The organism is Nonomuraea guangzhouensis, from assembly GCF_019396345.1.
Classification (GTDB): domain Bacteria; phylum Actinomycetota; class Actinomycetes; order Streptosporangiales; family Streptosporangiaceae; genus Nonomuraea; species Nonomuraea guangzhouensis.
Window position 1 is genome coordinate 106,189 of record NZ_JAHKRM010000037.1, and the last position, 25,194, is coordinate 131,382.

A 25,194-nucleotide genomic window follows, 5' to 3' on the forward strand; every position below is an offset into this window, starting at 1 on the left:
AGGAAACTTTATTAACGGTAAATGGCCATTGACTGCCTGTCAGCGCGTCAGGATGAAGTCCTGCGGATCGCGGGGCGGGCGGTCACGGGGCGGTGCCGCGGCGTGGCCCACCGCGACGCAGCCCATCGGGTCCCACGACTCCGGCAGGTCGAGCACCTCGCGCACCACCGGGCGGCAGAACATCGTGGACGACACCCACGCCGAGCCGAGCCCCTCCACGGCGAGCTGGATGAGGAAGTTCTCGACGCCCGCGCCCGTCGCCACGATGAACATCTCACGCTCGGAGGCGTTGCGCCGGTCGTCACGGTAGGTGTGGGAGCCCTCCATCACCAGGCACGGCACGACCAGATAGGGGGCGTTGCGCAGCACGTCGCCGCGCCTGATCCGCTTGGTGATCGACTGCTCGGTGAACCCGTCGGCCCGCAGGTCGGCGATCCAGGCGTCGCGCATCGCGTCGAGCAGCTTCACCTTCGTCTCCGCCGACTCGACGAGCACGAACCGCCAAGGGGTCGTGTGATGCGGCGCCGGGGCGGCGATGCCCGCCGCCACCGCCCGGCGTACCGCGTCGGGGTCCACGGGGTCGGCGGAGAACTCCCTGATCGTACGGCGGGCGAACACCACGTCCCGCGAGCCGTAGCGGAACAGGTCCTCGTCGGCCGGGCGGACCAGCGCCCGGACACCCGGCCCGTCCTCCTCGGTCACCAGGTGGGACAGGCCGCGTACGACGGCCACGGGCACGCCGGCGAGCTTGCCCTTGACCAGCTCGGCGGCGGCGGCGATCTCGTCGATCAGGGCGGTGACGGTGGCGTTGAGCGGGTTGCCGTGAGTGTCGGTGCCGCCGCGCAGGTCTTCGAGCGGGGTCACGCCCGCGGCGCCGATGGCCACGTCGGTCAGGCCGTGGCGCCATGGGCGGCCGAACGTGTCGGAGACGATCACGCCCACCCGCGCGCGAGCCGCCAGAGCCGCCCTGACGCGGCGGGCGGAGGCGTCGGAGTCCTCGGGGAGCAGCAGGACCGTGCCGGGGGCGGTGTTGGAGGCGTCGACCCCGGCTGCGGCCATGACGAAGCCGTGGCGGGTCTGCGAGATGACGGTGTCGCCGCGCCTGGCCACGACGCGCTCGGTCTCGTCGGCGATGGCGGCCGCGCGGTCGGGGGCCTGCCGGACGCGGCCCTCGGCCTTGCTCACGATCTTGGAGGTGATGACGAGGATGTCGCCGTCGCGCAGGTCGGCACCGCCGAGAAGGGCCGCGATGTCGTCACCGGGCCGCACCTCGCCGATCCCCTGAACTCCGAAGACCTCGACCCGCCCAGTGTTTGTCAGGGTCATCGGGCGAGCTCCAGGGCCAGGTCGAGGGCGGCGCGTGCGATGTCGGCCGTCGCGTCGGCGTCATGCATGATCAGTGGCCGGGCCGCCACCGTGACCCCGTCGAGGGTGACGCCGGAGTCCTCCTCGGCGACCAGCCAGCCGTCGATCAGCTCCGCGCCGTACAGGTCGAGCACCGCCTGGGCGCTCGTCTCGACGCCGATCGCGGTGAGGCAGGCGTCGGCCATGCCGCGCACCGGCGCCCCGCCGATGATGGGGGAGACGCCCACCACGGTCTTGGCCAGCAGCGCGTCGCGGATGCCCGGCACCTGCAGGATCGTGCCGATGCTCACCACCGGGTTGGACGGCGGCAGGATCACCACGTCGGCCTCGGCGATGGCCTCCAGCACGCCCGGGGCGGGCTTGGCGGTCTCGACCCCGACCAGCGCGATCGACTCGGCGGGGATGGAGGCGCGCAGTCGTACCCACCACTCCTGGAAGTGGATCGCCCGCCGCCCGCGCTCGTCGGAGATGACCACGTGCGTCTCGCAGCGCTCGTCGCTCATCGGCAGCAGCCGCACGCCCGGCTGCCAGCGCGCGCAGAGCGCCTCGGTGATCTGGGAGAGGGAGTAGCCGGCCTCCAGCATCTGGGACCGGACGATGTGCGTGGCGAAGTCGCGGTCGCCCAGCCCGAACCACTGCGGCTCGACCCCGTAGGCCGCCAGCTCCTCCTTGACGGCGTGGGACTCCTTGGCGCGGCCCCAGCCCTGCTCCTCGTCGATGCCGCCGCCCAGGGTGTACATGACGGTGTCGAGGTCGGGGCAGACGCGCAGGCCGAACAGGGTGATGTCGTCACCCGTGTTGCCGATGACGGTGATCTGGGCGTCGGGGGCCGTCGCCCGCAGGCCACGCAGGAAGCGGGCGCCGCCGATGCCGCCGGCGAGGGACACGATGTGCATGCGGACCAGTCTTGCAGGGGCCTCCGACACGCCTGTCGCGGGAGCCAGCTTTACAACGCTTCGGTCTCCGAAAAACCCAGCAAATAGGGCCTAACTGGGACGTCTAGCACGTAAGAGGTTGCTGGGACCTCCGCCGTCAAAGGCGGCGATGTGGCACACTCCCTTCGGGCTAAAGGGTCCGATGGGGGTACTTGTGAGCAAACTTGACGTCACCCGGTTGAGGGAGCCGGCCGCCTGGCTCATGCTCGCCGGCGGCGGGCTGAACATCCTCGTGGCCATCGGCAAGGTGCTCGTCAGCTCCTCGGCCTCGCTGTCCGGCGAACTCGCCCTCTCCTTCGCCGACCGCGCCTTCAGCAACTTCGGGAACTTCACCAGCCCCGTCACGACCGCGCTGCTCCTCGGCTCGGTGCTGCTGCTCACCAAGGTCGGCCCACCGTCGCCCCAGGCCAAGCCGGTCGCGTTCGGCGCGGCGGCCATGCTCGGCATCGCCACGCTGTTCGGTGCGATCACGTTGGTGCTCGGGCTCTTCGCGGGCAACGGGGCGCGGTTGACGGCGGAGTTCGGGCTCAGGGGCGTGCCGGTGCTCGCCCTGACGGGCATCGCGCTGGTCTACCTGCTTCCCCTGGTCCTCCCCGACCGCCCTGCCGTCCAGCCCCAGCAGGGGTACGGCCAGCAGTTCCCCAACGCCCCCTACGGTCAGCAACCCCCCTTGCAGCAGCCGTACGGCGAGCAACCGCCTTTCGCCGGGGGTCCGGCGGAGCAGCAGAGCTACGGCCAGCAGCCGCCGAGCTATGGTGGCGCGCCCGAGCAGCCCGGCTACGTCCCGCAGCCGCCCAGCTACGGCGGTCCGGTGGAGCAGCCTGCTTATGGCCAGCAGCCGCCCAGCGTTGGCGGTCAGCCGGACGGCCAGGGCGCTCCGGTGGGGCAGCCGGGTTACGTCCCGCAGCCGCCGAGCTATGGCGGTCCGGTGGAGCAGCCTGGCTATGTCCCGCAGCCGCCCAGCTACGGTGGCCAGTCTGAGCAGCCCGGTTACGGCCAGCCGGCCTCGACGCCCCAGCCGGCCACCGCCGCGTTCCCCGCCACAGCCGACCAGAACCAGGGCCAGCCGGACCAGGGCTTCCCCCAGCCCCAGCCCGGCTTCGGCCAGACGGATCCGAGCTTCTCCCAGCCGAAGCCCGAGTACCAGCCCGCCCCCTACGTCCCCGCGGACAGCGAGCCGAACGCCTTCGCGCAGCCGTACAACACACCGGACAACCAGGCGGTCCCGTACGTCCCCGCGGACAGCCAGCCGAATGCCTACGCCCCGGCCGACAGCCAGCCGAACGCCTACGCTCCGGCCGACAGCCCGGCGAACGGCTACCAGACCGCGGACAGTCAGCCCAACGCGTACGCCCCGGCGGCGACCCCACCGAACACCTACGCCCCGGCCGACGGCTACCAGACCGTCGACAGCCAGCCCAACGCGTACGCCCCGGCAGCGAACCCGCCCAACCCCTTCGCCCCCATCGACAACCAGCCGAACCCATGGGCGCCGACCGACCAGCCCCCACCCGCGTCGCAGCAGCAGCCCCTGTTCGGCCAGCAGCCCTACGTTCCCAACGCCTTCGACCAGCCGCAGGGCCAGCCCTTCACCGGCTTCTCGGGCCAGGAGTACGCCACCCCGGCCGCCTACCAGGAGCCCGACCCGCCGGTGGACCCGCGTTCCCAGCAACTCCTGGACGCCTACCAGCAGGCCGAGACGTACCAGCACTCGGCGAACAGCGGCGCCCCCGACCTCCGCGTCCCCGACTACGCGAGCCAGCAGCAGGCCAGTCCGTACGACGACCCCTTCGGCCACCCGCAGCAGCTCCAGCAGCCGGGCTACCCGCCGCAACCCCCCGCCCACCAGGCCCAACCCCCGGCCCACCAGGCCCAGTACGAGCCCCAACCGGCCCAGTACGAGCCGCAGCCCTACCAGCCGCACCACCAGGCGGCGCGGTGGAACGAGCCCCCGACCGAGGCGACGGTCCGGCTCGACCAGTCGATGTTCCAGGGCGACGCGCTGGGCGGTGCGCCCGGGCAGGGAGACGACCCGATCGACCCCACGGCCATATACGCCCCTAACGAGCCACGCAGGTAAGAGTCCGTTAAAGCACGGCTAGAGAGAAGGTGGGCCACGGGCGGGTGTCTTTCCTGCCCTGGTACGGTTCGGACCGCTGACAGACGTTCCAATACACCAGGCCAGAGCCACGGATCGAGGGCGTAGGCCGGGGTGCGAACATCACATGCCATGCACACCGGGGCGAGATCTGGTCTTTCCCCGGATACCGGCATGCCGCTTGACTCCACGTACGGCACACGCGTGTAATTACAACCATGTTGTTACGCCTTCCTGTGGGTGGGTAGTAAGGAAGGCGTTCCATGGGGGGCTCCATTGCGGGCGGGCGGCAGGGAGGTGTGCAGTGACCGATCTGGTCATCGCACAAGATGAGCTTGACGCTGAAGAACTCGGCTGGCAGGAGCGTGCGTTGTGCGCTCAGACGGATCCGGAGGCGTTCTTCCCGGAGAAAGGCGGCTCCACCCGAGAGGCCAAGAAGGTCTGCCGATCGTGCGAAGTACGTGCGGAGTGCCTTGAGTACGCACTCGAACACGATGAGCGGTTCGGCATCTGGGGTGGGCTGTCCGAGCGGGAGCGCAGAAGGATCAAGCGAGAGGCCGTTTAGGGATATAAGAGAAGGGGTCACGCGGTCTGCCGTGTGACCCTTTTTCGCATGTATGGTGGGCGCGCCTGATCCACTCCCCAGGAGTCGCGTCCGATGCGTCGTTACTTCGTCACCGCGATCGTCGTCGCCCACGACGGCGGGCGCTGGCTCGGGGAGACCCTGCAGGCGGTGCTGGGCCAGAGCCGCAGGCCGGATCGGCTGGTCGGCGCCGACAACGGCAGCAGGGACGGCTCGGCCGACGTGCTGGCCAAGGCGCTCGGCTCCGGCAACGTGCTGAAACTGCCCCGCTCCACCGGGTTCGGCGAGGCGGTCGCCGAGGTGCTCGGCAAGTTGCCCGGCAGCGGCCAGGACGAGTGGATCTGGCTGCTCCACGACGACTGCGCCCCCGACCACCGCGCACTCGAAATGCTGCTGCACGAAGCCCAGCACAGCCCAAAAGCGGCGGTGCTCGGTCCGAAACTCCGCGACTGGCTGGACCGCAGGCGACTGCTCGAAGTCGGCGTGACCGTCGACCGCACCGGGCGCAGGGACACCGGCCTGGAGCCCCGGGAGTTCGACCAGGGGCAGCACGACGGCACCCGCGAGGCGCTCTCGGTCTCCACTGCGGGCATGTTGATCCGCCGCGAGGTGTGGGACGAGGTCGGCGGCCTGGACCCGTTCTTCCCCCTCTTCCGCGACGACCTCGACCTCTGCTGGCGGGTGCGCAACGCCGGGCACCGGGTGCTGGTCGTCACCACGGCGATCGCCTGGCACGCCGAGGCGGCGACCCGCAGGCGGCGGCCCATCACGGTCAGCGGCGACCATCCGCGCAGGCTCGACCGGCGTAACGCGATCTTCGTCGTCATGGCGAACCTGCCGTTCCGCGCGCTGCTGGGCGCGCTGATCCGGAACGTCTTCGGCTCGTGCCTCCGCACGCTGCTCTATGTCGTCGGCAAGCAGCCCGCCAACGCGCTGGACGAGATGGTCGCGCTCGGCTCGATCCTGATCCACCCGACCCGGCTGCTCAAGGCCCGCCGCGCCCGCCGCCATGGCCGCAAAAAGGGATATATCCGTATTAAGCGGTTGCTGACGCCGCGAGGCGCGGCCTACCGGCGGCTGGTCGACATGGTCCAGAGCTTCCTCGCCGGAGAGGGGCCCGTCGGCTCGGAAGGACGCCACCACTACGCCGCCGCCGACGAGGACGCCGAGGTGATGCCGTCCGACACCGGCGCCGTCAGGCGGTTCGTCGGCCGCCCGGGCGTGCTGCTCGTCGCCGCGCTCACCCTCGTCACGCTGGTGGCCGAACGCTCCCTGCTGGGCGGCGACCGGCTCGGCGGCGGCGCGCTGGTCCCCGTCACCGGCGACGCGGCCGACCTGTGGCGCTTCTACACCGAGGGCTTCCACGACATCGGCCTCGGTTCGACGGACTGGGCGCCGCCGTACGTCGCGGTGGTCGCCGCCCTGTCCACGCTGGCGTTCGGCAAGACCTGGCTGGCCGTCTCGGTGCTGCTGCTCGGCTCGGTGCCGCTGGCCGGGGCCTCCGCCTACCTGGCGACCCGCCGCATCATCCCCGAGGTGCCCGCCCGGGTCTGGCTGGCCGCCACGTACGCGCTGCTGCCGGTCGCGACGGGCGCGATCGCGGCCGGCCGGCTCGGCACGGCGGTGGTCTTCGTGCTGCTGCCGGTCTACGCCGCGCTCGCCACGAACCTCCTGTCCGGCGAGCGCCGCCGCGCCCGCCGCGCGGGCTGGGGCCTCGGCCTGCTGCTCGCGGTGGGCACGGCGTTCGTGCCGCTGGTCTACCCGCTGTTCGCGGTGCTCGGCGTGCTCGCCGCCGTGGCCTATGGCGGAGTACGGCGGGACGTGGTGACCTCGATGGCCATCGCCCTGACCGTCCCCGTGGCCCTGCTGTTCCCGTGGCTGGCCGGTCTGGTGCTCGACCCGGGCCGGCTGCTGCTCGAAGCCGGGCTGCACGACGCCGCGCTGTCCGACCAGCAACTGGCTCCCGAGTCGCTGCTGGCCTTCAGCCCCGGAGGTCCCGGGCTGCCGCCGTTCTGGGTGACCGGCGGGCTGGTCATCGCCGCGCTGGCCGCGCTGCTCATGCGGGCGCAGCGGATGATCGTCGCGATCGGGTGGGGCGTCGCGGTGTACGGGGTGCTGGTCGCGATCCTGGCCAGCCGCGTCACCGTCGAGGGGGCACGGGCCTGGCCGGGTGTGCCGCTGGCGTTCGCCGCCACCGGGCTGCTCGTGCTCGTGGGGCTGACCGCGCACCGGCTGGCCGAGTCGCGCGCCGCCGGCGGGCCGCGCAGGCTGGGCGCCACGCTGGTCGTGGCGGTCGCGTTCAGCACGCCGGTGCTCGCCGCCGGGTTCTGGGTCGCCCAGGGGGTGCCGGGGCCGCTTCAGGGCAGCGCGGCCGATGTCATGCCCGCCCTGGCCGCGCTCAAGTCCCAGCACGGCGAGCGCACCCTGGTGATCAGGGGCTCCGGCTTCACCGTGCTGCACGGGCGTACCCCGTTGATCGGCGAGGCGGAGCTGCCCGTCGCGTCGAAGACCCGCGCCCTGGTGGCCACCGCGGCCGAAGGCCTGGCCGGCGGGCGCGGCGGCAAGGACGCGGCCACGCTCGCGCGCTACGGAGTGGCGATGGTCGCGGTGGCCCCGCCCGTCGCGCCCGAACTGGTCAAGGCCCTCGACTCGGAACCGTCGCTGGAACGCCTGAACCTGTCGGACGCGGGCGGGCTGTGGCGGCTCCTGGAGCCGCTCGGCCACGTGCCCGCGCAACCGGAGAGCGCCCTGCACCGCCCCTGGCTCTGGACGCAGGCCGCGCTGGTGCTGCTCGTGGCGGTGCTGGCCGCTCCGGGCAGACGCGAGCCCACCGCCGAACGCGTCGAGTCGCCCGCCCCGGCCGCCCTGGTGAGTGTCTGATGAAGGCGTTCGTGGAGAACAGGTTCGGGCTGTTCCTGCTGGTCGTCGTCGCTCTCGGCGCACTGTACGGCGTCGCGTACGTGACCCGGCCGGCCCCGGCGCCGCCCAAGGCCGAAGGACCGCGCAAGGTGGCCGTGGAGTCGGTGACCGCCGTCTGCCCGGCGACCAAGGGTGAGCGGGTGAGTGTCTACCTGCCAGGCACCCTGTCCCACGAGCCGATGAAGGACGCCAAGCCGTACGTGGTGAACGGCTCGGGCGGGCTGGAGGCCGGATACACCACGCGGGTCGCCAAGGGCACCCGGCGCGGGCTCGCCGGGGTGCGCTGCGCCGTGCCGGGAGCCACGACCTGGCTTGTCGGCCCGGGCCCCACGGAGGCCGACGTCACGCTGCACCTCATGAACGCCGACCGGGCGCCCGCCCTGGCCGACGTCCAGATCTACGCGGCGGAGGGCGCGGTCTCCGCGGACCAGGGGCAGGGCCTGGAGATCCCGCCGGGCGGCCACAGCGCGATCGACCTCAAGACGCTCGCACCCTCGGCGAACGTGATGGCCGTCGGCGTCACCGTCGTCACCGGCCGGCTCGCGGTCGCCGCGGAGGCCGCGCTCGGCGGGAACGGCGTCGACTGGCTCCCCGCCGCCGAACCTCCGTCGACCCGCGTCGTGGTCCCCGGCATACCGGGCGGAGGTGGCACGCGGAAGCTGCTGGTCGCCGCCCCGGGCGACGCCGACGCGACCGTGGCCATCCAGGCGGTGACCGAGGACGCCGCGTACGCGATGAAGGGCCGCGAGTCCATCGACGTCCCCGCCGGCAGCGTGGCCGCGCTCGACGTGACCACCGGCATCGGCGGGGAGGCAGCGGCGCTCGTGCTGACGTCGCGGACGCCCGTCGTGGCCGGCGTCGTCGTCACGGGCACGGGCGACAAACCGGATGTGGCGTTCACGGCCGGGACCCCGCCGCTCGACCTGGGCAGTGCGGTGGCGGCCAACGGCGCGGGGTCCCGGCTGGTCCTCACGGCGCCGGGGGCGGCGGGCCGGGTCAGCGTGCGGATCGTGCCGGCCGGGCAGTCGTTCGTGGTGGACGTGCCCGCCGGGCGGACCAGGAACGTGCCGCTCAAGGGCAAGGGGGAGTTCGGGGTGGTGGTCACCCCGGTCTCGGGGGAGGTGTACGGGGGGCGGGTGACGGAGGAGCGGCTGAAGAGCGGGCTGCTGATCACCGACCAACCGTTGGCACCCGCCCGGACCTGGACTCTGCTCCCTAAGCTGACGGACACATCGACCGTTGTGGTTCCCCGATAGGCGTGCCGTCCAGGCATATCTGCTGGCCGTCAGGGGTGACCCTCATGCCGAAGCGGTCGCGGTCGGGCTCGCCCCAGCTCACCCAGCGGAAGTAGGCGTCGGTGACCTCCTCCCACAGAGGCCGTTGGCCGACCTGGTAGACCTCATACTCTGCGGTGTTGGGCCGCCACTCAACCATCGCTCGGGAGTATGGGTCGTCGGGGTCGGACACCCACATCCGGTAGAGCTCGCCGTCCTCGTCGGGTTCCGCACTGCCGTTCGAGGCCAAGCCGGTCAGCGCCGAAATGGCGAGATCCGCCCCAGGCGGAGCGTAGGCGACCGTGCGGGGGTCCACGCGCGTGGTGAAGTGATGTTTGTCCTCTGGGCCGCGCGCCAGGCGGGGTGCGACGGGACGTTGGGAGCGCATCATCATGTACGAGGCGAAGCCGAGGAAGCGGCCGTACGCGATGCCGTCCGGGGCTACGACGAGCCGCAGGGAGCTATTGTCGCCGAATCCTGGGCAGTAGGGCAGCACGATCTCCCCACCAGGGCGGCACTGCTCCACCCACGCGTATGGCACGGTGCGGATGCCGCAGGTGACGTGAACTCGATCGAACGGCGCCCGCTCCGGGCAGCCGGCCGCGCCGTCGCCGACGATCAGGTGCGGGTGCACCCCGGCCTCGCTCAGGTTCTTGGCGGCCCGCTCCGCCACCTGGGGATCGACTTCGATCGAGGTCACGTTCTCCTCGCCGACCAGATGGGCGAGCAAGGCGGCGGTCCAGCCGGTGCCCGTGCCGATCTCCAGCACTCGGCGCCCTGGCACGGTGTCCAGGAGTTGGAGCAGGTCGGCAACGGTGCTGGGAGCCGAGGCCGAGGAGGTGTAATCGCCCTCCTTCTCTCTGATGTCGGTGGTCCCGTCGTCAAGCTGGGTGACGATGGAGTGGGGCGAGTAGATCGCGTCCCACCAGGCGTCTGGGTTGGCATCGCGGTCGATGATGTAGGCACTGTCGGGGGTAGTCGGTACGGGGAGTCCGACCGAAGGGATGAACAGGTGGCGGGGCACCGCGCGGATCGCCTCTTTGACGCGTGGCCCGATGTCGTCGAACTCGTCGAGGTGCTCGATCAGGCGCTCGGCTCGCTGCGCCGTGTCGTCCACTACTTCTTGCCGCCCTTCGAGTCGGCGCTGTGCGAGCCGGTGGAGGTCTTGTTCTGGTCCTTGTTGGATTCGGGTGCCCGGCCCGCGGCGGACTTCGGATCGAAGGCCTCGTCCTTGGGGCTGTCGGGCTTCTCGTGTCTGCCCATGGATGTTCTCCTTCACATCGAATGAACACTCACGGTAATCGTATGGCTACTCTCTGCAACCAGGCAAGCGAGTGCCAAGCTTTCGCCCGACAAGCCGATCTTCGTGGTCAGCGGCGGTCGTCGTAGCCCGGATCGACGGTCTCCGGTGACAGGCCGAGGAGTGTGGCCACCTGCTCGACCACCGTGTCGTGCACCAGTGCCCCCAGCGTGTCGCGGTCGCGGGCACGGGCCTCGAGCGGCCGCCGGTAGACGACGACCGCGGCCGGGTCCTGGCCGCGCGCGACGTCGGCGCGCCCGAACGGGATCGGCTCGGAGCCGGTGCTGGGGCCGTCGCCGAGCTCACTCAGCGGCGGCACCTCCTCGACCGCGAACTCCACCGCCGCCAGCTGCTTGCCCCACTGCGGCCGGAGCCGGTCGACCGCGTCGAGGACGAGGTCGTCGAACCGTTCGCTACGCGATCTGGCGATCGGCACATGGGAAGGGGCGAGGGGGCCGCGCATGCCGCGACCGTGCCGGTCACGCCGTCTGGGGCCACGCCGTTGGTTCACACGGCAAGTGTACGGGGAGGCGGCTTCGGGGCATGTGGGGAGAAAGGCTGCGACAGGTGTCCGAATTGTGGCGACACGCTCGTTAAGAGCGCTCAGATAGTGGCGCCTCGCACTCTTACCAGATACGGTCCCTCCGTGAGCCCCGTCCGCCGCTGTTCCCGCACCGCTTGCAGCCAGCCTGCAGTCTTCACGCTCACGTACGTATACGCCGACTCGACCGCAGTTCTGGGCCCTCTGGCGACGTACGCCGAGCCACACTGTTACGACCTGTGCGCCGAACACGCCGAGCGGCTGACCGCTCCCCGCGGCTGGGAGGTGGTGCGGTTGCCCACGGACGGCACGTCGCCCAGCTCGGACGACCTCGAGGCGCTCGCCAACGCCGTCAGGGAGGCCGCCAGGCCCGCGCCGTCCGGCGGCGGCGAGCCGGTCGGCCAAGGGGTCGAAGTCGGGCGTAGGGGACACCTGCGCGTTCTGCGGTCCGCCCAGCAACATCGCGACCGGTAGGCTCGTTCGTACACGTGACGACCTAGGGGCGGAGCTGGAGAGTGGGCGACCTCGCCAAGATCTTCAAGGCGTACGACGTTCGCGGTGTAGTGCCTGACGAGCTGGACGAGCAGACCGCCGAGGCCGTGGGGGCGGCCTTCGTCGAGGTGACCGGGGCCCGATCGGCCGTGGTCGCGCATGACATGCGGGAGTCCTCCGTGCCTCTGTCCGCCGCGTTCGTGCGCGGCGCGCGCTCGCGCGGCGCCGACGTGGTGCACGCCGGGCTGGGCTCCACCGATCTGCTCTACTACGCCAGCGGCAGCCTCGGGCTGCCCGGCGTGATGTTCACCGCCAGCCACAACCCGGCCCGATACAACGGCATGAAGATGTGCCGCGCGGGCGCGGTGCCGATCGGCGGCGACAGCGGTCTCGCCGAGATTCGCGACCGCGCGGCCGAGCTGGTCGGCAGCACGGCCCCGCCGACCGGGTCGCTGATCGAGAAGGACCTGCTGCAGGGCTACGCCGACCACCTGCGCACGCTGGTCGACCTGTCGGGCGTGCGGCCGTTGAAGGTCGTCGCCGACGCGGGCAACGGCATGGGCGGTCACACCGTCCCCGCCGTCTTCGCGGGCCTGCCGATCGAGCTGGTCCCGCTCTACTTCGAGCTCGACGGCTCCTTCCCCAACCACGAGGCCAACCCGCTGGAGCCGGCCAACCTGCTCGATCTGCAGCGCGCCGTCCGCGAGACGGGCGCCGACATCGGGCTGGCCTTCGACGGCGACGCCGACCGGTGCTGGGTGATCGACGAGCGTGGCGAGTCCGTCTCGCCGTCGGCCGTCACCGCGCTGGTGGCCGTACGCGAGCTGGGCAAATATCCAGGCGCGACGATCATCCACAACCTGATCACGTCGGCCGGAGTGCCGGAGATCGTCCGCGAGCACGGCGGCGCGCCGGTGCGCACCCGCGTCGGCCACTCCTTCATCAAGGCCGAGATGGCCCGCACCGGCGCGGTGTTCGGCGGCGAGCACTCGGCCCACTACTACTTCCGCGACTTCTGGTACGCCGACTCCGGCATGCTCGCCGCGATGCACGTGCTGGCCGCCCTCGGCGAGCAGGACCGCCCGCTGTCGGAGCTGATCGGCGCCTACGCGCGCTACCACGCCTCGGGCGAGATCAACAGCACGGTCGCCGACCAGGACGCGGCCCTTCAGCGGGTACGCCGGGAGTTCGGCCCCAGGGGCACCGTCGACGAGCTCGACGGCCTGACCGTGACCGGCTCCGGCTGGTGGTTCAACCTGCGCGCCTCCAACACCGAGCCGCTGCTGCGGCTCAACGCCGAGGCGGCTGACGAGAGCAAGATGACGGCGATACGGGACGAGGTCCTCGCCATGGTAAGAGGGGTGTCAGTGTGAAGATCGACGACTGGCTGCTGGAGATCCTGGCCTGCCCGGCGTGCAAGTCACCGCTGCGCGCGGAGAGCGAGACCGAGGAGCTGGTCTGTACGGGTTGCGGCCTGATCTACCCGGTCAGGGATGACATCCCCGTCCTGCTCGTCGACGAGGCCAGGAAGCCGTGACCTGGGAGCCCGAGCGGCTCGATGACCAGGAGCATCTCACCGAGGGTGATCCGGGCGGCATGCTGGTCGCGGTGGCGGCCTCGGCCGCCCAGGTACGCATCGCCTACCGGGCCTCGGTCGAGGCGGGCGTCGACCGGCTGACCTCCCGGGTCCGGCCGCGCGCGGTCGTGGTCGTGGGCATGGGGGCCTCCGGCATCGCGGGCGACGTCCTCGCCGCGGTCTGCGGCAACGGCGCCCCGCTGCCCGTCGTGACCGTGCGCTCCCATCAGCTGCCCGGCTGGGTGGGCGCGACCGATCTGGTCATCGCGGTGTCGTGCTCGGGCCATACCGAGGAGACGCTGTCGGCGGCCTTGGAGGCCGTGCGGCGCGGCTGCTCGCTGATCGCGGTCGGCCGGGCCGACTCGCCCCTGGAGTCGATCGCCAGGCAGGCGTCCGCCGTCTACGTGGCGGTGCCCGCGACCGGGCAGCCCCGCGCCAACGTCTGGCTGCTGACCATCCCGCTGATCGTGTCCGCCGCGGCGCTCGGCCTGACCAAGGCCGACGAGGAGCTGTACGAACGGGTGGCCGCGACGCTGGAGGACGTCGCGCACCGGTGCCGGCCGTCCAGCGAGTCGTTCGTCAACCCGGGCAAGACGCTGGCCACGGAGCTGGCCGAGAGTGTGCCGATGATCTGGGGCTCGTCCCCCGTCACCGCGGTCGCCGGCTATCGGCTGGCCTGCCAGCTCAATGCGAACGCCAAATACCCGGCGATCCTGGGTGAGCTGCCCGAGGCCGGCCACAACCAGGTGGCCGCCTTCGACGGGCCGCTGGCCAAGCGCGACATCTTCGCCGACGCCGCCGGGCACACGCTCAGGCTGGTGATGCTGCGCGACGTCGAAGAGGACCCGCGGGTGGCACGTCGCCGCGAGGCGTCCGTGCGGCTGGCGCACGACCGTGACGTACCCGTCACCGAGCTGTCCGCGGAGGGCTCGCACCCGCTGGAGCGGGTCGCCTCGCTGATCGGTTTGGGTGACTATGCGACCACCTATCTGGCTCTCGGGTATGGAGGCGATCCGACCCCTGTGTCGGCGATCACGGAGCTTAAGGCCAGAATTTCGCAATAGGATCCGTTTTCGGGCCTTTGACTGCATGATCATAATGAGTGGAGTTTTTCGGTGAGCGCGAGTGGTGGTAACAAGGCGATCATTGCGGCGTTGACCGCCAATCTGGCGATCGCCGTGTCGAAGTTCGTGGCCGCCTTCTTCACCGGGTCGTCCTCGATGCTCGCCGAAGGCATTCACTCCGTCGCCGACTCGGGCAACCAGCTGCTGCTGCTGATCGGCGGCAAGCGGGCGCAGCGGGAGCGGGACAAGTCGCATCCGTTCGGCTATGGGCGCGAGCGCTATTTCTACGCGTTCGTGGTGGCCGTGGTGCTGTTCACGATCGGCGCGGCGTTCTCGCTCTACGAGGGCGTCACCAAGATCGTGCATCCGCACGACGTGGAGTCGCCGATCTGGGCGTTCGCGGTGCTGATCTTCGCGATCATCGCGGAGGGGTTCTCGTTCCGTACGGCGATCATGGAGTCCAACCCGCTGCGTGGCAAGCAGTCGTGGGTCACCTTCATCCGCCGGTCCAAGTCGCCCGAGCTGCCGGTCATCCTGCTGGAGGACCTCGGCGCGCTGCTCGGTCTGATCTTCGCGCTGTTCGGCGTGACTATGGCGGTCATCACGGGCGACGGCGTGTGGGACGGCATCGGCACGCTGATGATCGGCGTGCTGCTGGCCGTGATCGCGGTCGTGCTGGCCATCGAGACCAAGTCGCTGCTGATGGGTGAGGGTGCCTCGTCCGAGATGGAGCAGCAGATCCGGGCCGCGCTGGAGAGCACGCCGGAGGTCGACCGGGTGATCCACATGCGCACGATGCACCTCGGGCCGGAAGAGCTGCTGGTGGCGGCCAAGATCGCGGTCTCGCACGACGACTCGGCCTCCGAGGTCGCCAGGGGCATCGACGAGGCCGAGCGGCGGATCCGCGAGGCCGTACCTATCGCCCGGGTCATCTACCTGGAGCCGGACCTGGACCGCTCGCACACGCCGACCGCCTGAGGAGCCGGGCTCTTACGAGACGAGGTGGGCCGCGTCGCGCCGGATGAGGCGGAAGGCGCGGCGACCTGGGGTGGGCAGGCCGAGCTTGATGAACGCCTCGGCCTGCAACGCCGACACCCCGATCCGCGGCAGATCACGGGCGTTGGGATAGACCACGAACCGCGGCTCCCAGATCGGCCGGAACTTGGCGTTGAACCGGTACAACGACTCGATCTGGAACCAGTGCGACAGGAACACCAGCAGCCCACGCCACGCCCGCAGCACCGGCCCGGCGCCGAGCCGCTCGCCCCTGGCCAGCACCGCCCGGAACATCGCGAAGTTCAGCGAGACCTGCTCGATCCGCATCGCGGGCGCGGCCTGGAGGGTCTTGACGATCAGCAGCTCGTTCAGCCCCGGTTCGGCGTCGCGGTCCCTGCGCATCAGGTCGAGTGAGATGCCGTGCGGCCCCCACGGCACGAAGTGCAGCACGGCCCTGATCTCGCCCTCCTTGTGCGCGGTGGCCACCACGCACTCGGCGTCGGCGGGGTCGCCGAAGCGGCCGAGCGCCATGGAGAAGCCGCGTTCGGTCTCGGTGCCACGCCAGGAGACGGCGGCCTGCTTGATCCGTTCCTTCTCGGTCTCGGGCAGGTCGGCGACCCGCCGTACGCGGCAGGTGTAGCCCGCGCGCTCGACCCTGTTGGCCATCTGGCGGACGTTGCGCATGGCCCGGCCCTCCAGCGTGAAGTCGGCGACCTCGACCACCGCCTCGTCGCCGAGCTCCAGCGCCGACATCCCGGTCCTGCGGGTCCACACCTCGCCGCCGGTCTCGCCGCAGCCGATGACCGCGGGGACCCAGGCGTGCCGTCTGGCCTCGGTCATGAAGCCGTCGATCGCCGCCGGCCACGCCTCGCGGTCGCCGATCGGGTCGCCGCTCGCCAGCATGACGCCCGAGACGACCCGGTAGGCGATCGCGGCCTTGCCCGAGGGGGAGAAGAGCACGCTCTTGTCGCGGCGGAGCGCGAAGTAGCCGAGTGAGTCGCGCCGTCCGTGCCGGTCGAGCAGCTCGCGCAGCCGCCGCTCGTCGTCGGCGGTGAGCTCGGCGACCGGGCGTTCCGGGCGCAGCAGGAGGTACAGGGTGCTGACCACGGTCAGCGTGCCGAGCGCGAGCAGCGAGAAGTAGACCAGGTCCGAGATGCGCTCGACGGAGTAGGTGACCGGCCCCTCGATGCCGACGAGGCCGAGCAGCACGTGCTCCAGCTTGTCGAGCATGCTCGGGTTGCCGACGATGGCCATCGGGTGGGTGCTGACCAGCAGGAAGCCGAGGACCAGGTCGAGGGTGCCGAGGCCGAGCAGGTTCCACAGCGCGCGCCAGCGGGTGCGGGGGTCGGACAGGGCGGCGAACTCGCGCTTGTTCACCAGCAGTGCCACGCAGACGGCCAGACTCAGCCCGGCCGTGACCAGGTGACGCAGATGGATGAGCTCCACGGCCGCGCTCACCGGTAGCAGCACCACCATCGCCCGCCAGGCCCGCGCCTTCCTGCGGCGCAGGCCGTGCGCCAGCATCACCAGCAGGATGCCGACGACCAGCGACGACGCCCGCGCGACCGTGGTGACGATGCCGGGCAGCAGGTCGGACCACTGGCCCATCCGCGTCTGACCGAACCCCGGCGACACGACCTTGATGATGTCGAGCAGGCCGATCATCAGTGAGGCGTAGCCTGTGACGGCCGGCACCCACGGGCGCGCGATCCTCTTCACAGTTCGATATTAAACGCAGCCCTCTATAACGCCCGCGTTAAGTCGTGAGCGGCTCGCGTGGCATGCGTTAACCCGCTTCTTACGCCTCGCGGAGTATCCCTGTCGTGGAGGCGAGATGGAACTGACCTCGGTAAAACTGCAACTCCTGGTGGCCGGGCTCGCGGTGGCGGCGCTGGTCGCGACCGTCTGGCTGTGGCCGCGGCTGAGCAGCCGCCGCTGGCCGGCCGTGCTGGGCAGGGTGGGTGTGCTCGTGGGCGACCAGGTGCTCACGCTGACGGCGCTCGGCCTGATCGGGAACTCGTACTTCGGCTTCTACAGCTCGTGGCCCGACCTGCTCGGCACCGACACGGCCACGGCGCCCATCACGGTCGCGGGCGTCGGCGCGGGCATCCGGGTGCTGGCCCAGCATGCCGTACGGGGTGGCCGGATCGAGCAGGTGATCATGCCGGGGCGGACCACGCACCTCAGCGAGGAGGCGTACATCTTCCTGCCCACGGCCTACTTCACGGACAAGCACCAGCGCTTCCCCGCGATCCTGTCGCTGACCGGCTATCCGGGCGACCCGCGCAACCTCATGACCCGGCTCGACCTGCCGGGCCGGATGGCCAAGGCGATCGCCGAGCACCAGGTCAAGCCGACGATCCTGGTGATGATGCGGCCCAGCGTGGTGCTGCCGCGTGACACCGAGTGCGTGGACGTGCCGCGCGGGCCGCAGTCGCAGGCGTACTTCGCCACTGACGTGCGGCAGGACATGATCGACTCGTACCGGGTGGGGAGCGGCCGGGAGTACTGGGGATTACTGGGTGGCTCGACCGGCGGCTACTGCGCGCTGAAGCTCGCCATGACCCATCCGGACAGGTTCTCGGCTGCCGTGTCGCTCTCGGGCTACTACAAGACGATCATCGACGGCACCACGGGAGACCTGTTCGCCGGGGACAAGACGGTCGAGCAGCGCAACGACCTCATGTGGCGGCTGGCCGGCCTGCCCGCGCCGCCGGTCAACGTACTGGTCACCACCAGCAAGAAGGGGGAGGGCAACTACCAGTCGACGCAGCGGTTCCTGGCCGCGGTGAAGCCGCCGATGCAGGCGTCGTCGCTGATCCTGCCCAGTGGCGGGCACAACTTCAACACCTGGAACAGGGAGCTGCCACAGGCTCTGCCGTGGCTCGCCCAGCAGCTCCACGCGCCCGCCGCCGTGTAGCGTCCGCCGCCGCCCAGCGTCCGTCGCCGCGGCGGCACGCCGCTGGGCCGCCGAGCTCAGAGCTTCCGGCCGACGACGCCGTACCCGCCCGCGAAGACCTTCTTCGGCACGCCGCCCTCGGGGCGCCACTGGTGGCCGACGACCAGCCCCGGCTCGACGAGCGCGTAGCCGTCGAAGAAGCGCGCGATCTCGGGCCCGCTGCGGTGCGTCATCCCGGTCGGGGTGTCGCGGTAGATCTCGGCCATGGCCGCCATCGCCTCGGGCTCGAAGTCCGCGGTCGTGTGGGAGAGTGCCAGGAAGCTGCCGGGGCAGACGGCGGCGGAGAAGGCCTTGACCGCGCTCCATGGGTCGAGCTCGTTCCTGATGTGCATGAGCGTGCCGATGATGATCACGGCTATCGGCTTGCCGAAGTCGAGTGTGTCGCGCACGCTCCGGTCGCCGAGGATCGTCTCGGGCTCCAGCAGGTCCGCCTCGATGTAGGTGGTGCGCCCCTCCTCGGAGCCGCGTAACAGGGCTCGGGCGTGATTCATGACGATCGGATCGTTGTCGACGTAGACGATGCGGGCGGCGGGGTTCACCGACTGGGCCACCTCGTGCGTGTTGCCCTGGGTGGGGATGCCGGTGCCGATGTCGAGGAACTGGCTGATGCCCGCTTCGGCCAGGTAGCGCACCACCCGGCCGAGGAAGGCGCGGTTCTCCCTGACCGCCTCGATCATCCCCGGCTCGGTTTTCAGGACCATCTCGGCCACCACCCGGTCGGCCTCGAAGTTGTCCTTGCCACCGAGCCAGTAGTCGTAGACGCGGGCTGGGTGGGGCACGGACGTGTCGATGCGGTGCTCGATCTCTTTGGTCACCCGAACCTCCACGGAAGCCGCTTTTGCCGGAGATCGTAACCCGCAGTCGATCACCTGTCCGCCGGAGTGGGTGGCCGGTTATTCGTGGCCCGTCAGGCAGGACGTGCCCGCGTCCGTCTCGTCGAACAGGCAGCGGCCGTCCTTGTTGAGCGAGATCACCTTCTTGACGGACCTGAACTGCTTCAACGTGGCGGAGATCGTGTGCAGCGCCCGCGCGTCGCTGCCGACGCCGCCGCCCCACACCGTCCGGCAGAAGCGCAGCGTGGCGGTGCCGTCCTTGATCTTCAGCTTGAAGTCGGCGCCGCAGTCGGACGGGCCGCGGAGCCGTCCGGTCAGCTCGGAGTGCAGGCCCTTCCCGTGCTCGGCCTTGGTCGGGCCCGCGATCAGTTGCCCGATCGCGAACCGGGCGACGCCCCGATCGGGGGCCTTCCGGGTAACCGCGACCACCTTGCCGGGAATGCCGTCTCCCTTGGAGAAGTACACCTTCACCTCGCCGCCCATCTGCACCGGAGACAGGGCGAGTACGGTGGCCATCAGCAGCTCCATCATGACCATTTGGACGTCTGGCCAGGGGTGGAAGTTCGCAGCAGCCGCAGCGCCTTCTCCTTCTCGAAGTCCAGGGCCCGGCGCGGCGCCTGGATGCGGCCGATCCGTACGCCGAGATCGCGTACGGCACCGGCCACGGCGGGATCACTGAGCACGCGCAACGCGAACGCCAACTCGGCGGGCGAGATGTCGAACCGCTTCTCCAGCTCGATCCCCTGAGCCACGGCCGCGAGCTCGTCCGGGCCGAACCGCCGGTGCGCGCCCTGCTCCCGGACGGGCGGCAGAAGGCCCAGTGCCTCCCGGTATCGGAGCATTCGAGGGGACATGCCGAGCCGCCTGGCCGCTTCAGTGATGCGCATTCTTACATTCTTACGTCAGTTTCCGGGTCCTCAGGGTGCGACCTTGCCCAAACGGCGCCTAAACTCGTCCGCGACAACTCCGTGGACGCGAGGGGAAAACCCGATGGACTTCAAGGTCGCCGACCTTTCACTTGCCGACTTCGGCCGCAAGGAGATCCGGCTCGCCGAGCATGAGATGCCCGGCCTCATGGCGATCCGCCGTGAATACGCAAGTGCGCGACCCCTGTCCGGTGCGCGGATCATGGGCTCCCTGCACATGACGATCCAGACCGCCGTCCTCATCGAGACGCTGGTCGCGCTCGGCGCCGAGGTCCGCTGGGTCAGCTGCAACATCTTCTCCACCCAGGACCACGCCGCCGCCGCGGTCGTCGTCGGCCCCCAGGGCACCGTCGACGACCCCAAGGGCGTCCCGGTCTTCGCCTGGAAGGGCGAGACGCTGGAGGAGTACTGGTGGTGCACCGAGCAGGCGCTCACCTGGCCGGGCGGCCAGACCCCCAACATGATCCTCGACGACGGTGGCGACGCCACGCTCCTCGTCCACAAGGGCGCCGAGTATGAGAAGGCCGGGGCCGTCCCGTCCGCCACGGACGACGACCCGGAGGAGTGGCACGTCATCATCGACCTGCTCCAGCGCACGGTCGGCGACGACAAGCGGTGGACCGCGATCGCCGAGAGCATCAAGGGCGTGACCGAGGAGACCACGACCGGCGTGCACCGCCTCTACGAGATGCACAAGACCGGCTCGCTGCTGTTCCCGGCGATCAACGTCAACGACTCGGTGACCAAGTCCAAGTTCGACAACAAGTACGGCTGCCGCCACTCGGTGATCGACGGCCTCAACCGCGCCACCGACGTGCTGATCGGCGGCAAGGTGGCCGTGGTCTGCGGCTACGGCGACGTCGGCAAGGGCTGTGCCGACGCGCTGCGCGGCCAGGGCGCCCGCGTCATCGTGACCGAGATCGACCCGATCTGCGCGCTCCAGGCGGCCATGGACGGCTTCCAGGTCACCACGCTGGACGAGGTCGTCGGCCTGGCCGACATCTTCGTCACCGCGACCGGCAACTTCGACATCATCACCGCCGCGCACATGGCGAAGATGAAGCACCAGGCGATCGTCTCCAACATCGGGCACTTCGACAACGAGATCGACATGGCCGGCCTGGCCAAGCTGCCCGGCGTCGAGAAGCGCAACATCAAGCCGCAGGTGGACGAGTGGGTGTTCGCCGACGGCCACTCGATCATCGTCCTGGCCGAGGGCCGGCTGATGAACCTGGGCTGCGCCACCGGCCACCCGAGCTTCGTGATGTCCAACTCGTTCACCAACCAGGTGATCGCGCAGATCGAGCTGTTCGCGAAGACGGACGAGTACCCGACCGGCGTCTACGTGCTGCCCAAGCACCTGGACGAGAAGGTCGCCCGCCTGCACCTCGACGCGCTGGGCGTGAAGCTCACCGAGCTGACCAAGGTCCAGGCCGAGTACATCGGCGTCCCCGTCGAGGGCCCCTTCAAGTCCGACCACTACCGATACTAAATTTTCTTTCTTACGGCAGAGCACGGTGGGCGCCAACCCCCGCACGGGGTTGGCGCCTGTCCAGGGGAACGCTCCTCCGGTGATGCGGGGCTGGGCGCCGTTACGTGCGTCTTGTTGACCGTCTTCTTCGGGGAAATGTGGGGTGGGGCAGGCGTGGATCTTTCCGAGAGTGGAGAGCGGCATATCGATTGGGCTGCTCGGTCCATGCCTGTTCTGACTGCTATTGGGGAGCGGTTTTCTGATTCTCGGCCGCTTGATGGGTTGAAGATCGCTGCTTGTCTGCATGTCACCGCTGAGACGGCTGTGCTGATGGGGGCGTTGAAGGCTGGGGGAGCTGAGATCGCTCTTGCCGCTTCGAATCCCTTGTCCACTCAGGATGATGTCGCTCAGGCGTTGCGTGACTATGGGATCGCTGTCCATGCGCGGGCTGGAGTTGATCGGGCGACCTATTACCGGCATATTCATCAGGCGCTTGATCTGGGGCCTGATCTGGTACTGGATGACGGGTGTGATCTGGTCAACATTCTGCACACCGAGCGGACCGATCTCCTGGACGGGGTCTCCGGAGGTTGTGAGGAGACCACGACCGGGATCATCCGGTTGCGGCAGATGGCCGCCGAGAGCGCGTTGCGGTTTCCGGTCGTGGCCGTGAACGACACCCGGACCAAGCGGATGTTCGACAACCGCTATGGCACCGGGCAGTCCACGCTCGACGGGATCATGCGGGCCACCAACACCATGCTCGCCGGGCGGACGGTCGTGGTGGCCGGGTTCGGCTTCTGCGGCCGGGGGGTCGCCGAGCGGGCCAAGGGGCTGGGGGCACGGGTGGTCGTCACCGAGATCGACGCCGTCAAGGCGCTCGACGCCACGCTTCAGGGCTATGAGGTGCGGCCCATGGCGGAGGCCGTCATCACCGGAGACCTGTTCATCACCGTCACCGGGAATCGGGACGTCATCCGGGGTGAGCATTTGGCCGCCATGAAGGACGGCGCCATTCTCGCCAACGCCGGGCACTTCGATATCGAAATCGACGTACGGGCGCTTGACGAACTGGCCGCGGAAATCCATCACGGCGTGCGGCCCAATACCGATGAATATGTGCTGGCGGACGGGCGGCGGCTGCTGTTGCTGGCCGAAGGGCGGCTGGTCAATCTGACCGCCGCCGAGGGGCATCCGGCCGCGGTGATGGACATGTCCTTCTCGGCCCAGGCGCTGGCCGTCGCCTGGCTGGCCGAGGAGCGGGCGCGGCTGGTGCCGGGCGTCTACGACGTGCCCGAGGAGATCGACCAGGAGGTGGCCAGGCTCAAGCTGGCCGCCGCCGGGATCGGGATCGACACGCTGACCGGTGAGCAGGAGGACTACCTGCACTCCTGGCGCGTCGGCTCCTAGAGCAACTTTCCCATGCGGCGGATCTCCACCGCCTGGCTCACCGAGATGTCCTCGGCGATCTCCTGAACCCGTATGTGCGAGCCCTTGGTGATGACCTCGGTCGACATGGTGATCGCGCCCTGGTGATGGGCGGTCATCAGCTGGACGAACAGGCGGTCGAACGCCGCCCCCTTGGCCGCTTCGAGGCTCGCCAGCTGCTCCGGCGTGGCCATGCCCGGCATGCCCTCATGGCCGGCGTGATGGTCGGGCACCTGCTGGCCCTGGGCTTTCAGCCAGTCCGTCATCATGGCGATCTCCGGGCCCTGCACCTGGTTGATCCTCGATGCCAGGCGCTTGACGCCGTCGTTCGACGCCCGAGAGCCCGCCAGCAGGCTCATGTCGAGCGCCTGACGGTGGTGGATGATCATGTTCTGCATGTAGCGGATGTCGGCCGCGTTGGCCTTCTCGGGTGGTACGGCGGTGGCGGCCTCGCTCGGGTTCAGCGTCCTGGCCTGCTCGCCGGGCCGTCCGGGAGCGATGACGGGCGCCGTACCAGCGGCGGTCGGGGCGGGTGGCGCCGCCGAGGTGCCCCCGGAGCAGCCGGTGACGAGCAGGATCGCGCAGGTGCCGACGGTTAGTGCGTTGCGCACCTGACCTCCTTGACCGCGGGGAGTCGCGACGTCGCACTATAGACGCCCCATCAACCCCCGGGAAATACGGCAAGTCAGCAAATTTCTTGACACAGTGCTCGCTAGGCAGGGCTGACAGGTCCGGGTCAGAATTTTGTCATTTATGTGTGCCTTATGACCTGGAAGGAGCCCGAGGGTGCTGAACCTTCGCAGGACCCTGTTCGCGGCCGGAGCCGCTGTGGCGTTAGGACTGACGACGATGCCGGCCGTGGCCGCCGACATTCCGCCGCCTGACACCGTGGTGACCAGCCCGAACGTGACGCATGTACTGAACATTCCCAAGCCGGCGCCCATCGCCGCCACCATCAACACCGACATGGCCTTCCAGGGTGACTACGCTTACGTGGGCAACTATGGCGGCTTCTCGATCTATGACATCCGGAATCCGAAGAAGGCCACGCCGGTCAGTTCGGTGGTCTGTCCCGGAAGCCAGATGGATGTCACCGTCTACGGCAACCTGCTCTTCAGCGCCGTCGACTCCTCACGCAGCGACGACTCCTGCAACAGCACGGCCCTGTCGGCGGACCACAAGGAGGCCTGGGAAGGCATCCGGATCTTCGACATCAGTGACAAGGCCGCGCCCAAGTACATCAAGTCCGTCGAGACCAACTGTGGCTCGCACACGCTGACGCTGGTGCCGGGCAAGGGCTGGGACAAGAAGAAGAACGTCTACATCTACGTCCAGTCGTACAACCCGAACGCCACCTTCCCCGACTGCCAGCCGCCGCACGACAAGCTCTCGATCGTCAAGGTCCCGCTCAAGGACCCGACCGCCGCGGCCGTCGCGGCCACCCCGGTCGTCTTCCCCGACGGCGGCAACGAGACCCAGCCCGGGCTGCTCCTCCCGACCAGCGGCTGCCACGACATCACGGTGTACGCCGAGAAGGACATCGCGGCCGGCGCCTGCATGGGTGACGGCGTGCTGTTCGACATCTCCGACCGGCTGAACCCGAAGGTCACGGCCAGGACCACCGACCCGAACTTCGCCTTCTGGCACTCGGCGACGTTCAGCAACGACGCCAGGAAGGTCATCTTCACCGACGAGCTCGGCGGCGGCGGCGCGGCCACCTGCAACGAGGCCACCGGGCCGAACCGCGGCGCGGACGCGATCTACGACATCTCGCGCGGCAAGCTTGTGTTCAAGAGCTACTTCAAGATCCCGCGCTACCAGGCAGACAGCGAGAACTGCGTGGCGCACAACGGCTCGCTGATCCCGGTCAAGGGCAAGGACATCATGGTCCAGGCCTGGTACATGGGCGGGGTCTCGATCTGGGACTTCACCAACTCGGCCGCGCCCAGGGAGATCGGCTACTTCGAGCGCGGCCCCCGCGCCGACAACAGCGGCGGCGGCGTGTGGTCCGCGTACTACTACAACGGCTACATCTACGCCTCCGACTTCCACCAGGGCCTGGAGGTCATCAAGATCAACGACCGGCTCACCAACGGCGCCGACCGCGTACACGCCGACCAGCTGAACGTCCAGACCCAGCAGTCCTACCGAGAGTGGGGCTGGGGCCACGACGACTGACCCATCCACCCGGCATGGCGGAGCCCACCCGGCTCCGCCGTGCCGGGCTCCGGCGGGCGTCGCCGAGTCGGTGTGAGCGGAGTCTCAGGACTTCCGGCAGAGGGCGATGGCGTCCGCGACCGCCGCCACGTCGGAGCGGTCGTTGTAGTAGTGGAAGGACATGCGCAGCAGGCGGCCGCGCGGCGCGGTCACGATGCGTCGCGCGGCCAGCCGGGCCGCCAGCGCGTTGGGGTCGTCGTCCACGATCGCCACCTGC

The 25,194-nt window shown here is 69.8% G+C and carries 23 protein-coding genes; 13 read left to right on the forward strand and 10 right to left on the reverse strand.

Annotated elements, in window-relative coordinates:
• Window positions 1-39: 39 nt before the first annotated feature.
• The gene (locus KME78_RS51885; RefSeq protein ID WP_219537417.1) at window positions 40-1,326 is read right to left on the reverse strand and encodes a coenzyme F420-0:L-glutamate ligase; all 1,287 of its coding nucleotides are present in this window, start codon (window positions 1,324-1,326) and stop codon (window positions 40-42) included.
• Window positions 1,323-2,261, reverse strand: coding sequence for a 2-phospho-L-lactate transferase (gene cofD, locus KME78_RS51890; protein WP_219537418.1), 939 nt, complete (start codon window positions 2,259-2,261; stop codon window positions 1,323-1,325). Before cofD ends, KME78_RS51885 begins: the two co-directional genes overlap by 4 nt.
• Before the next feature lie 193 nt (window positions 2,262-2,454).
• On the opposite strand from cofD, the gene KME78_RS51895 reads away from it, so the two are divergent.
• The 4 genes from KME78_RS51895 to KME78_RS51910 all read left to right on the forward strand — a co-directional run bounded on the left by KME78_RS51895 (window position 2,455) and on the right by KME78_RS51910 (window position 9,156).
• Window positions 2,455-4,380: a hypothetical protein gene (locus KME78_RS51895; protein WP_219537419.1), complete on the forward strand. Its 1,926-nt coding sequence runs from the start codon at window positions 2,455-2,457 to the stop codon at window positions 4,378-4,380.
• Window positions 4,381-4,702: 322 nt separating this feature from the next.
• Window positions 4,703-4,963, forward strand: coding sequence for a WhiB family transcriptional regulator (locus KME78_RS51900; protein WP_214633495.1), 261 nt, complete (start codon window positions 4,703-4,705; stop codon window positions 4,961-4,963).
• Between the two features lie 93 nt (window positions 4,964-5,056).
• Window positions 5,057-7,861 carry a glycosyltransferase family 2 protein gene (locus KME78_RS51905; protein ID WP_219537420.1) on the forward strand — a complete coding sequence of 935 codons (2,805 nt, stop codon included), beginning with the start codon at window positions 5,057-5,059 and terminating at the stop codon, window positions 7,859-7,861.
• Window positions 7,861-9,156 (forward strand): DUF5719 family protein, encoded by a 1,296-nt coding sequence (locus KME78_RS51910; RefSeq protein WP_219537421.1) that lies wholly within the window; start codon window positions 7,861-7,863, stop codon window positions 9,154-9,156. Before KME78_RS51905 ends, KME78_RS51910 begins: the two co-directional genes overlap by 1 nt.
• On the opposite strand, the gene KME78_RS51915 is transcribed toward KME78_RS51910, so the two are convergent.
• The 3 genes from KME78_RS51915 to KME78_RS51925 all read right to left on the reverse strand — a co-directional run bounded on the left by KME78_RS51915 (window position 9,116) and on the right by KME78_RS51925 (window position 10,937).
• Window positions 9,116-10,291 (reverse strand): methyltransferase domain-containing protein, encoded by a 1,176-nt coding sequence (locus KME78_RS51915; protein ID WP_308127451.1) that lies wholly within the window; start codon window positions 10,289-10,291, stop codon window positions 9,116-9,118. The two genes, KME78_RS51910 and KME78_RS51915, sit on opposite strands and share 41 nt — an antisense overlap.
• Window positions 10,291-10,437 carry a hypothetical protein gene (locus KME78_RS51920; RefSeq protein ID WP_219537422.1) on the reverse strand — a complete coding sequence of 49 codons (147 nt, stop codon included), beginning with the start codon at window positions 10,435-10,437 and terminating at the stop codon, window positions 10,291-10,293. The genes KME78_RS51915 and KME78_RS51920 overlap by 1 nt, the downstream gene beginning before the upstream one ends.
• Before the next feature lie 107 nt (window positions 10,438-10,544).
• Window positions 10,545-10,937 (reverse strand): metallopeptidase family protein, encoded by a 393-nt coding sequence (locus KME78_RS51925; RefSeq protein ID WP_214633498.1) that lies wholly within the window; start codon window positions 10,935-10,937, stop codon window positions 10,545-10,547.
• A 183-nt stretch (window positions 10,938-11,120) separates the two neighbouring features.
• Here KME78_RS51925 and KME78_RS51930 point away from each other — a divergent pair, with 183 nt between their 5' ends.
• The 5 genes from KME78_RS51930 to KME78_RS51950 are packed head-to-tail and all read left to right on the forward strand — an operon-like array spanning window position 11,121 to window position 15,125.
• Window positions 11,121-11,489 carry a DUF3499 domain-containing protein gene (locus tag KME78_RS51930; protein ID WP_214633499.1) on the forward strand — a complete coding sequence of 123 codons (369 nt, stop codon included), beginning with the start codon at window positions 11,121-11,123 and terminating at the stop codon, window positions 11,487-11,489.
• 41 nt (window positions 11,490-11,530) lie between these two features.
• Window positions 11,531-12,880 (forward strand): phosphomannomutase/phosphoglucomutase, encoded by a 1,350-nt coding sequence (locus KME78_RS51935; RefSeq protein ID WP_219537423.1) that lies wholly within the window; start codon window positions 11,531-11,533, stop codon window positions 12,878-12,880.
• Window positions 12,877-13,044 carry a Trm112 family protein gene (locus KME78_RS51940; protein ID WP_214633501.1) on the forward strand — a complete coding sequence of 56 codons (168 nt, stop codon included), beginning with the start codon at window positions 12,877-12,879 and terminating at the stop codon, window positions 13,042-13,044. The genes KME78_RS51935 and KME78_RS51940 overlap by 4 nt, the downstream gene beginning before the upstream one ends.
• Window positions 13,041-14,147 carry an SIS domain-containing protein gene (locus tag KME78_RS51945; RefSeq protein WP_219537424.1) on the forward strand — a complete coding sequence of 369 codons (1,107 nt, stop codon included), beginning with the start codon at window positions 13,041-13,043 and terminating at the stop codon, window positions 14,145-14,147. The genes KME78_RS51940 and KME78_RS51945 overlap by 4 nt, the downstream gene beginning before the upstream one ends.
• Before the next feature lie 51 nt (window positions 14,148-14,198).
• Window positions 14,199-15,125: a cation diffusion facilitator family transporter gene (locus KME78_RS51950; RefSeq protein WP_219537425.1), complete on the forward strand. Its 927-nt coding sequence runs from the start codon at window positions 14,199-14,201 to the stop codon at window positions 15,123-15,125.
• 12 nt (window positions 15,126-15,137) lie between these two features.
• Here KME78_RS51950 and KME78_RS51955 read toward each other — a convergent pair whose 3' ends face one another.
• On the reverse strand, window positions 15,138-16,862 hold the full coding sequence (locus KME78_RS51955) for a phosphatidylglycerol lysyltransferase domain-containing protein (protein ID WP_219537426.1): 1,725 nt from the start codon (window positions 16,860-16,862) through the stop codon (window positions 15,138-15,140).
• Between the two features lie 115 nt (window positions 16,863-16,977).
• On the opposite strand from KME78_RS51955, the gene KME78_RS51960 reads away from it, so the two are divergent.
• Window positions 16,978-18,063, forward strand: coding sequence for an alpha/beta hydrolase (locus KME78_RS51960; RefSeq protein ID WP_219537427.1), 1,086 nt, complete (start codon window positions 16,978-16,980; stop codon window positions 18,061-18,063).
• Window positions 18,064-18,119: 56 nt separating this feature from the next.
• Here KME78_RS51960 and KME78_RS51965 read toward each other — a convergent pair whose 3' ends face one another.
• The 3 genes from KME78_RS51965 to KME78_RS51975 form a co-directional block, all read right to left on the reverse strand.
• Entirely contained in the window at window positions 18,120-18,917 is a 798-nt protein-coding gene (locus KME78_RS51965; protein ID WP_219537428.1) for an SAM-dependent methyltransferase, read from the reverse strand.
• A 78-nt stretch (window positions 18,918-18,995) separates the two neighbouring features.
• Entirely contained in the window at window positions 18,996-19,451 is a 456-nt protein-coding gene (locus KME78_RS51970) for a GerMN domain-containing protein (RefSeq protein ID WP_219537429.1), read from the reverse strand.
• Window positions 19,452-19,462: 11 nt separating this feature from the next.
• Window positions 19,463-19,822: a MerR family DNA-binding transcriptional regulator gene (locus KME78_RS51975; RefSeq protein ID WP_219537430.1), complete on the reverse strand. Its 360-nt coding sequence runs from the start codon at window positions 19,820-19,822 to the stop codon at window positions 19,463-19,465.
• Window positions 19,823-19,925: 103 nt separating this feature from the next.
• Between KME78_RS51975 and ahcY the strand changes: the two genes are divergently transcribed.
• On the forward strand, window positions 19,926-21,353 hold the full coding sequence (gene ahcY / locus KME78_RS51980) for an adenosylhomocysteinase (protein WP_219537431.1): 1,428 nt from the start codon (window positions 19,926-19,928) through the stop codon (window positions 21,351-21,353).
• A 135-nt stretch (window positions 21,354-21,488) separates the two neighbouring features.
• Window positions 21,489-22,742: an adenosylhomocysteinase gene (locus tag KME78_RS51985; protein WP_219537452.1), complete on the forward strand. Its 1,254-nt coding sequence runs from the start codon at window positions 21,489-21,491 to the stop codon at window positions 22,740-22,742.
• On the opposite strand, the gene KME78_RS51990 is transcribed toward KME78_RS51985, so the two are convergent.
• Complete coding sequence (locus KME78_RS51990) at window positions 22,739-23,371, reverse strand: DUF305 domain-containing protein (RefSeq protein WP_219537432.1); 633 nt, start codon at window positions 23,369-23,371, stop codon at window positions 22,739-22,741. The genes KME78_RS51985 and KME78_RS51990 overlap by 4 nt on opposite strands.
• Before the next feature lie 175 nt (window positions 23,372-23,546).
• Here KME78_RS51990 and KME78_RS51995 point away from each other — a divergent pair, with 175 nt between their 5' ends.
• Complete coding sequence (locus KME78_RS51995; protein ID WP_308127452.1) at window positions 23,547-24,938, forward strand: LVIVD repeat-containing protein; 1,392 nt, start codon at window positions 23,547-23,549, stop codon at window positions 24,936-24,938.
• Window positions 24,939-25,194 lie beyond the last annotated feature (256 nt).

Excerpts from the sequence above, each read along its gene's own strand:
- KME78_RS51905 (WP_219537420.1), top strand. The coding sequence starts at position 5,057 with ATGCGTCGTTACTTCGTCACCGCGATCGTCGTCGCCCACGACGGCGGG.
- KME78_RS51920 (WP_219537422.1), bottom strand. The coding sequence starts at position 10,437 with ATGGGCAGACACGAGAAGCCCGACAGCCCCAAGGACGAGGCCTTCGAT.
- KME78_RS51910 (WP_219537421.1), top strand. The coding sequence starts at position 7,861 with ATGAAGGCGTTCGTGGAGAACAGGTTCGGGCTGTTCCTGCTGGTCGTC.
- KME78_RS51925 (WP_214633498.1), bottom strand. The coding sequence starts at position 10,937 with ATGCGCGGCCCCCTCGCCCCTTCCCATGTGCCGATCGCCAGATCGCGT.
- KME78_RS51985 (WP_219537452.1), top strand. The coding sequence starts at position 21,489 with ATGTGGGGTGGGGCAGGCGTGGATCTTTCCGAGAGTGGAGAGCGGCAT.
- cofD (WP_219537418.1), bottom strand. The coding sequence starts at position 2,261 with ATGCACATCGTGTCCCTCGCCGGCGGCATCGGCGGCGCCCGCTTCCTG.
- KME78_RS51970 (WP_219537429.1), bottom strand. The coding sequence starts at position 19,451 with ATGGCCACCGTACTCGCCCTGTCTCCGGTGCAGATGGGCGGCGAGGTG.
- KME78_RS51885 (WP_219537417.1), bottom strand. The coding sequence starts at position 1,326 with ATGACCCTGACAAACACTGGGCGGGTCGAGGTCTTCGGAGTTCAGGGG.
- ahcY (WP_219537431.1), top strand. The coding sequence starts at position 19,926 with ATGGACTTCAAGGTCGCCGACCTTTCACTTGCCGACTTCGGCCGCAAG.
- KME78_RS51960 (WP_219537427.1), top strand. The coding sequence starts at position 16,978 with ATGGAACTGACCTCGGTAAAACTGCAACTCCTGGTGGCCGGGCTCGCG.
- KME78_RS51975 (WP_219537430.1), bottom strand. The coding sequence starts at position 19,822 with ATGCGCATCACTGAAGCGGCCAGGCGGCTCGGCATGTCCCCTCGAATG.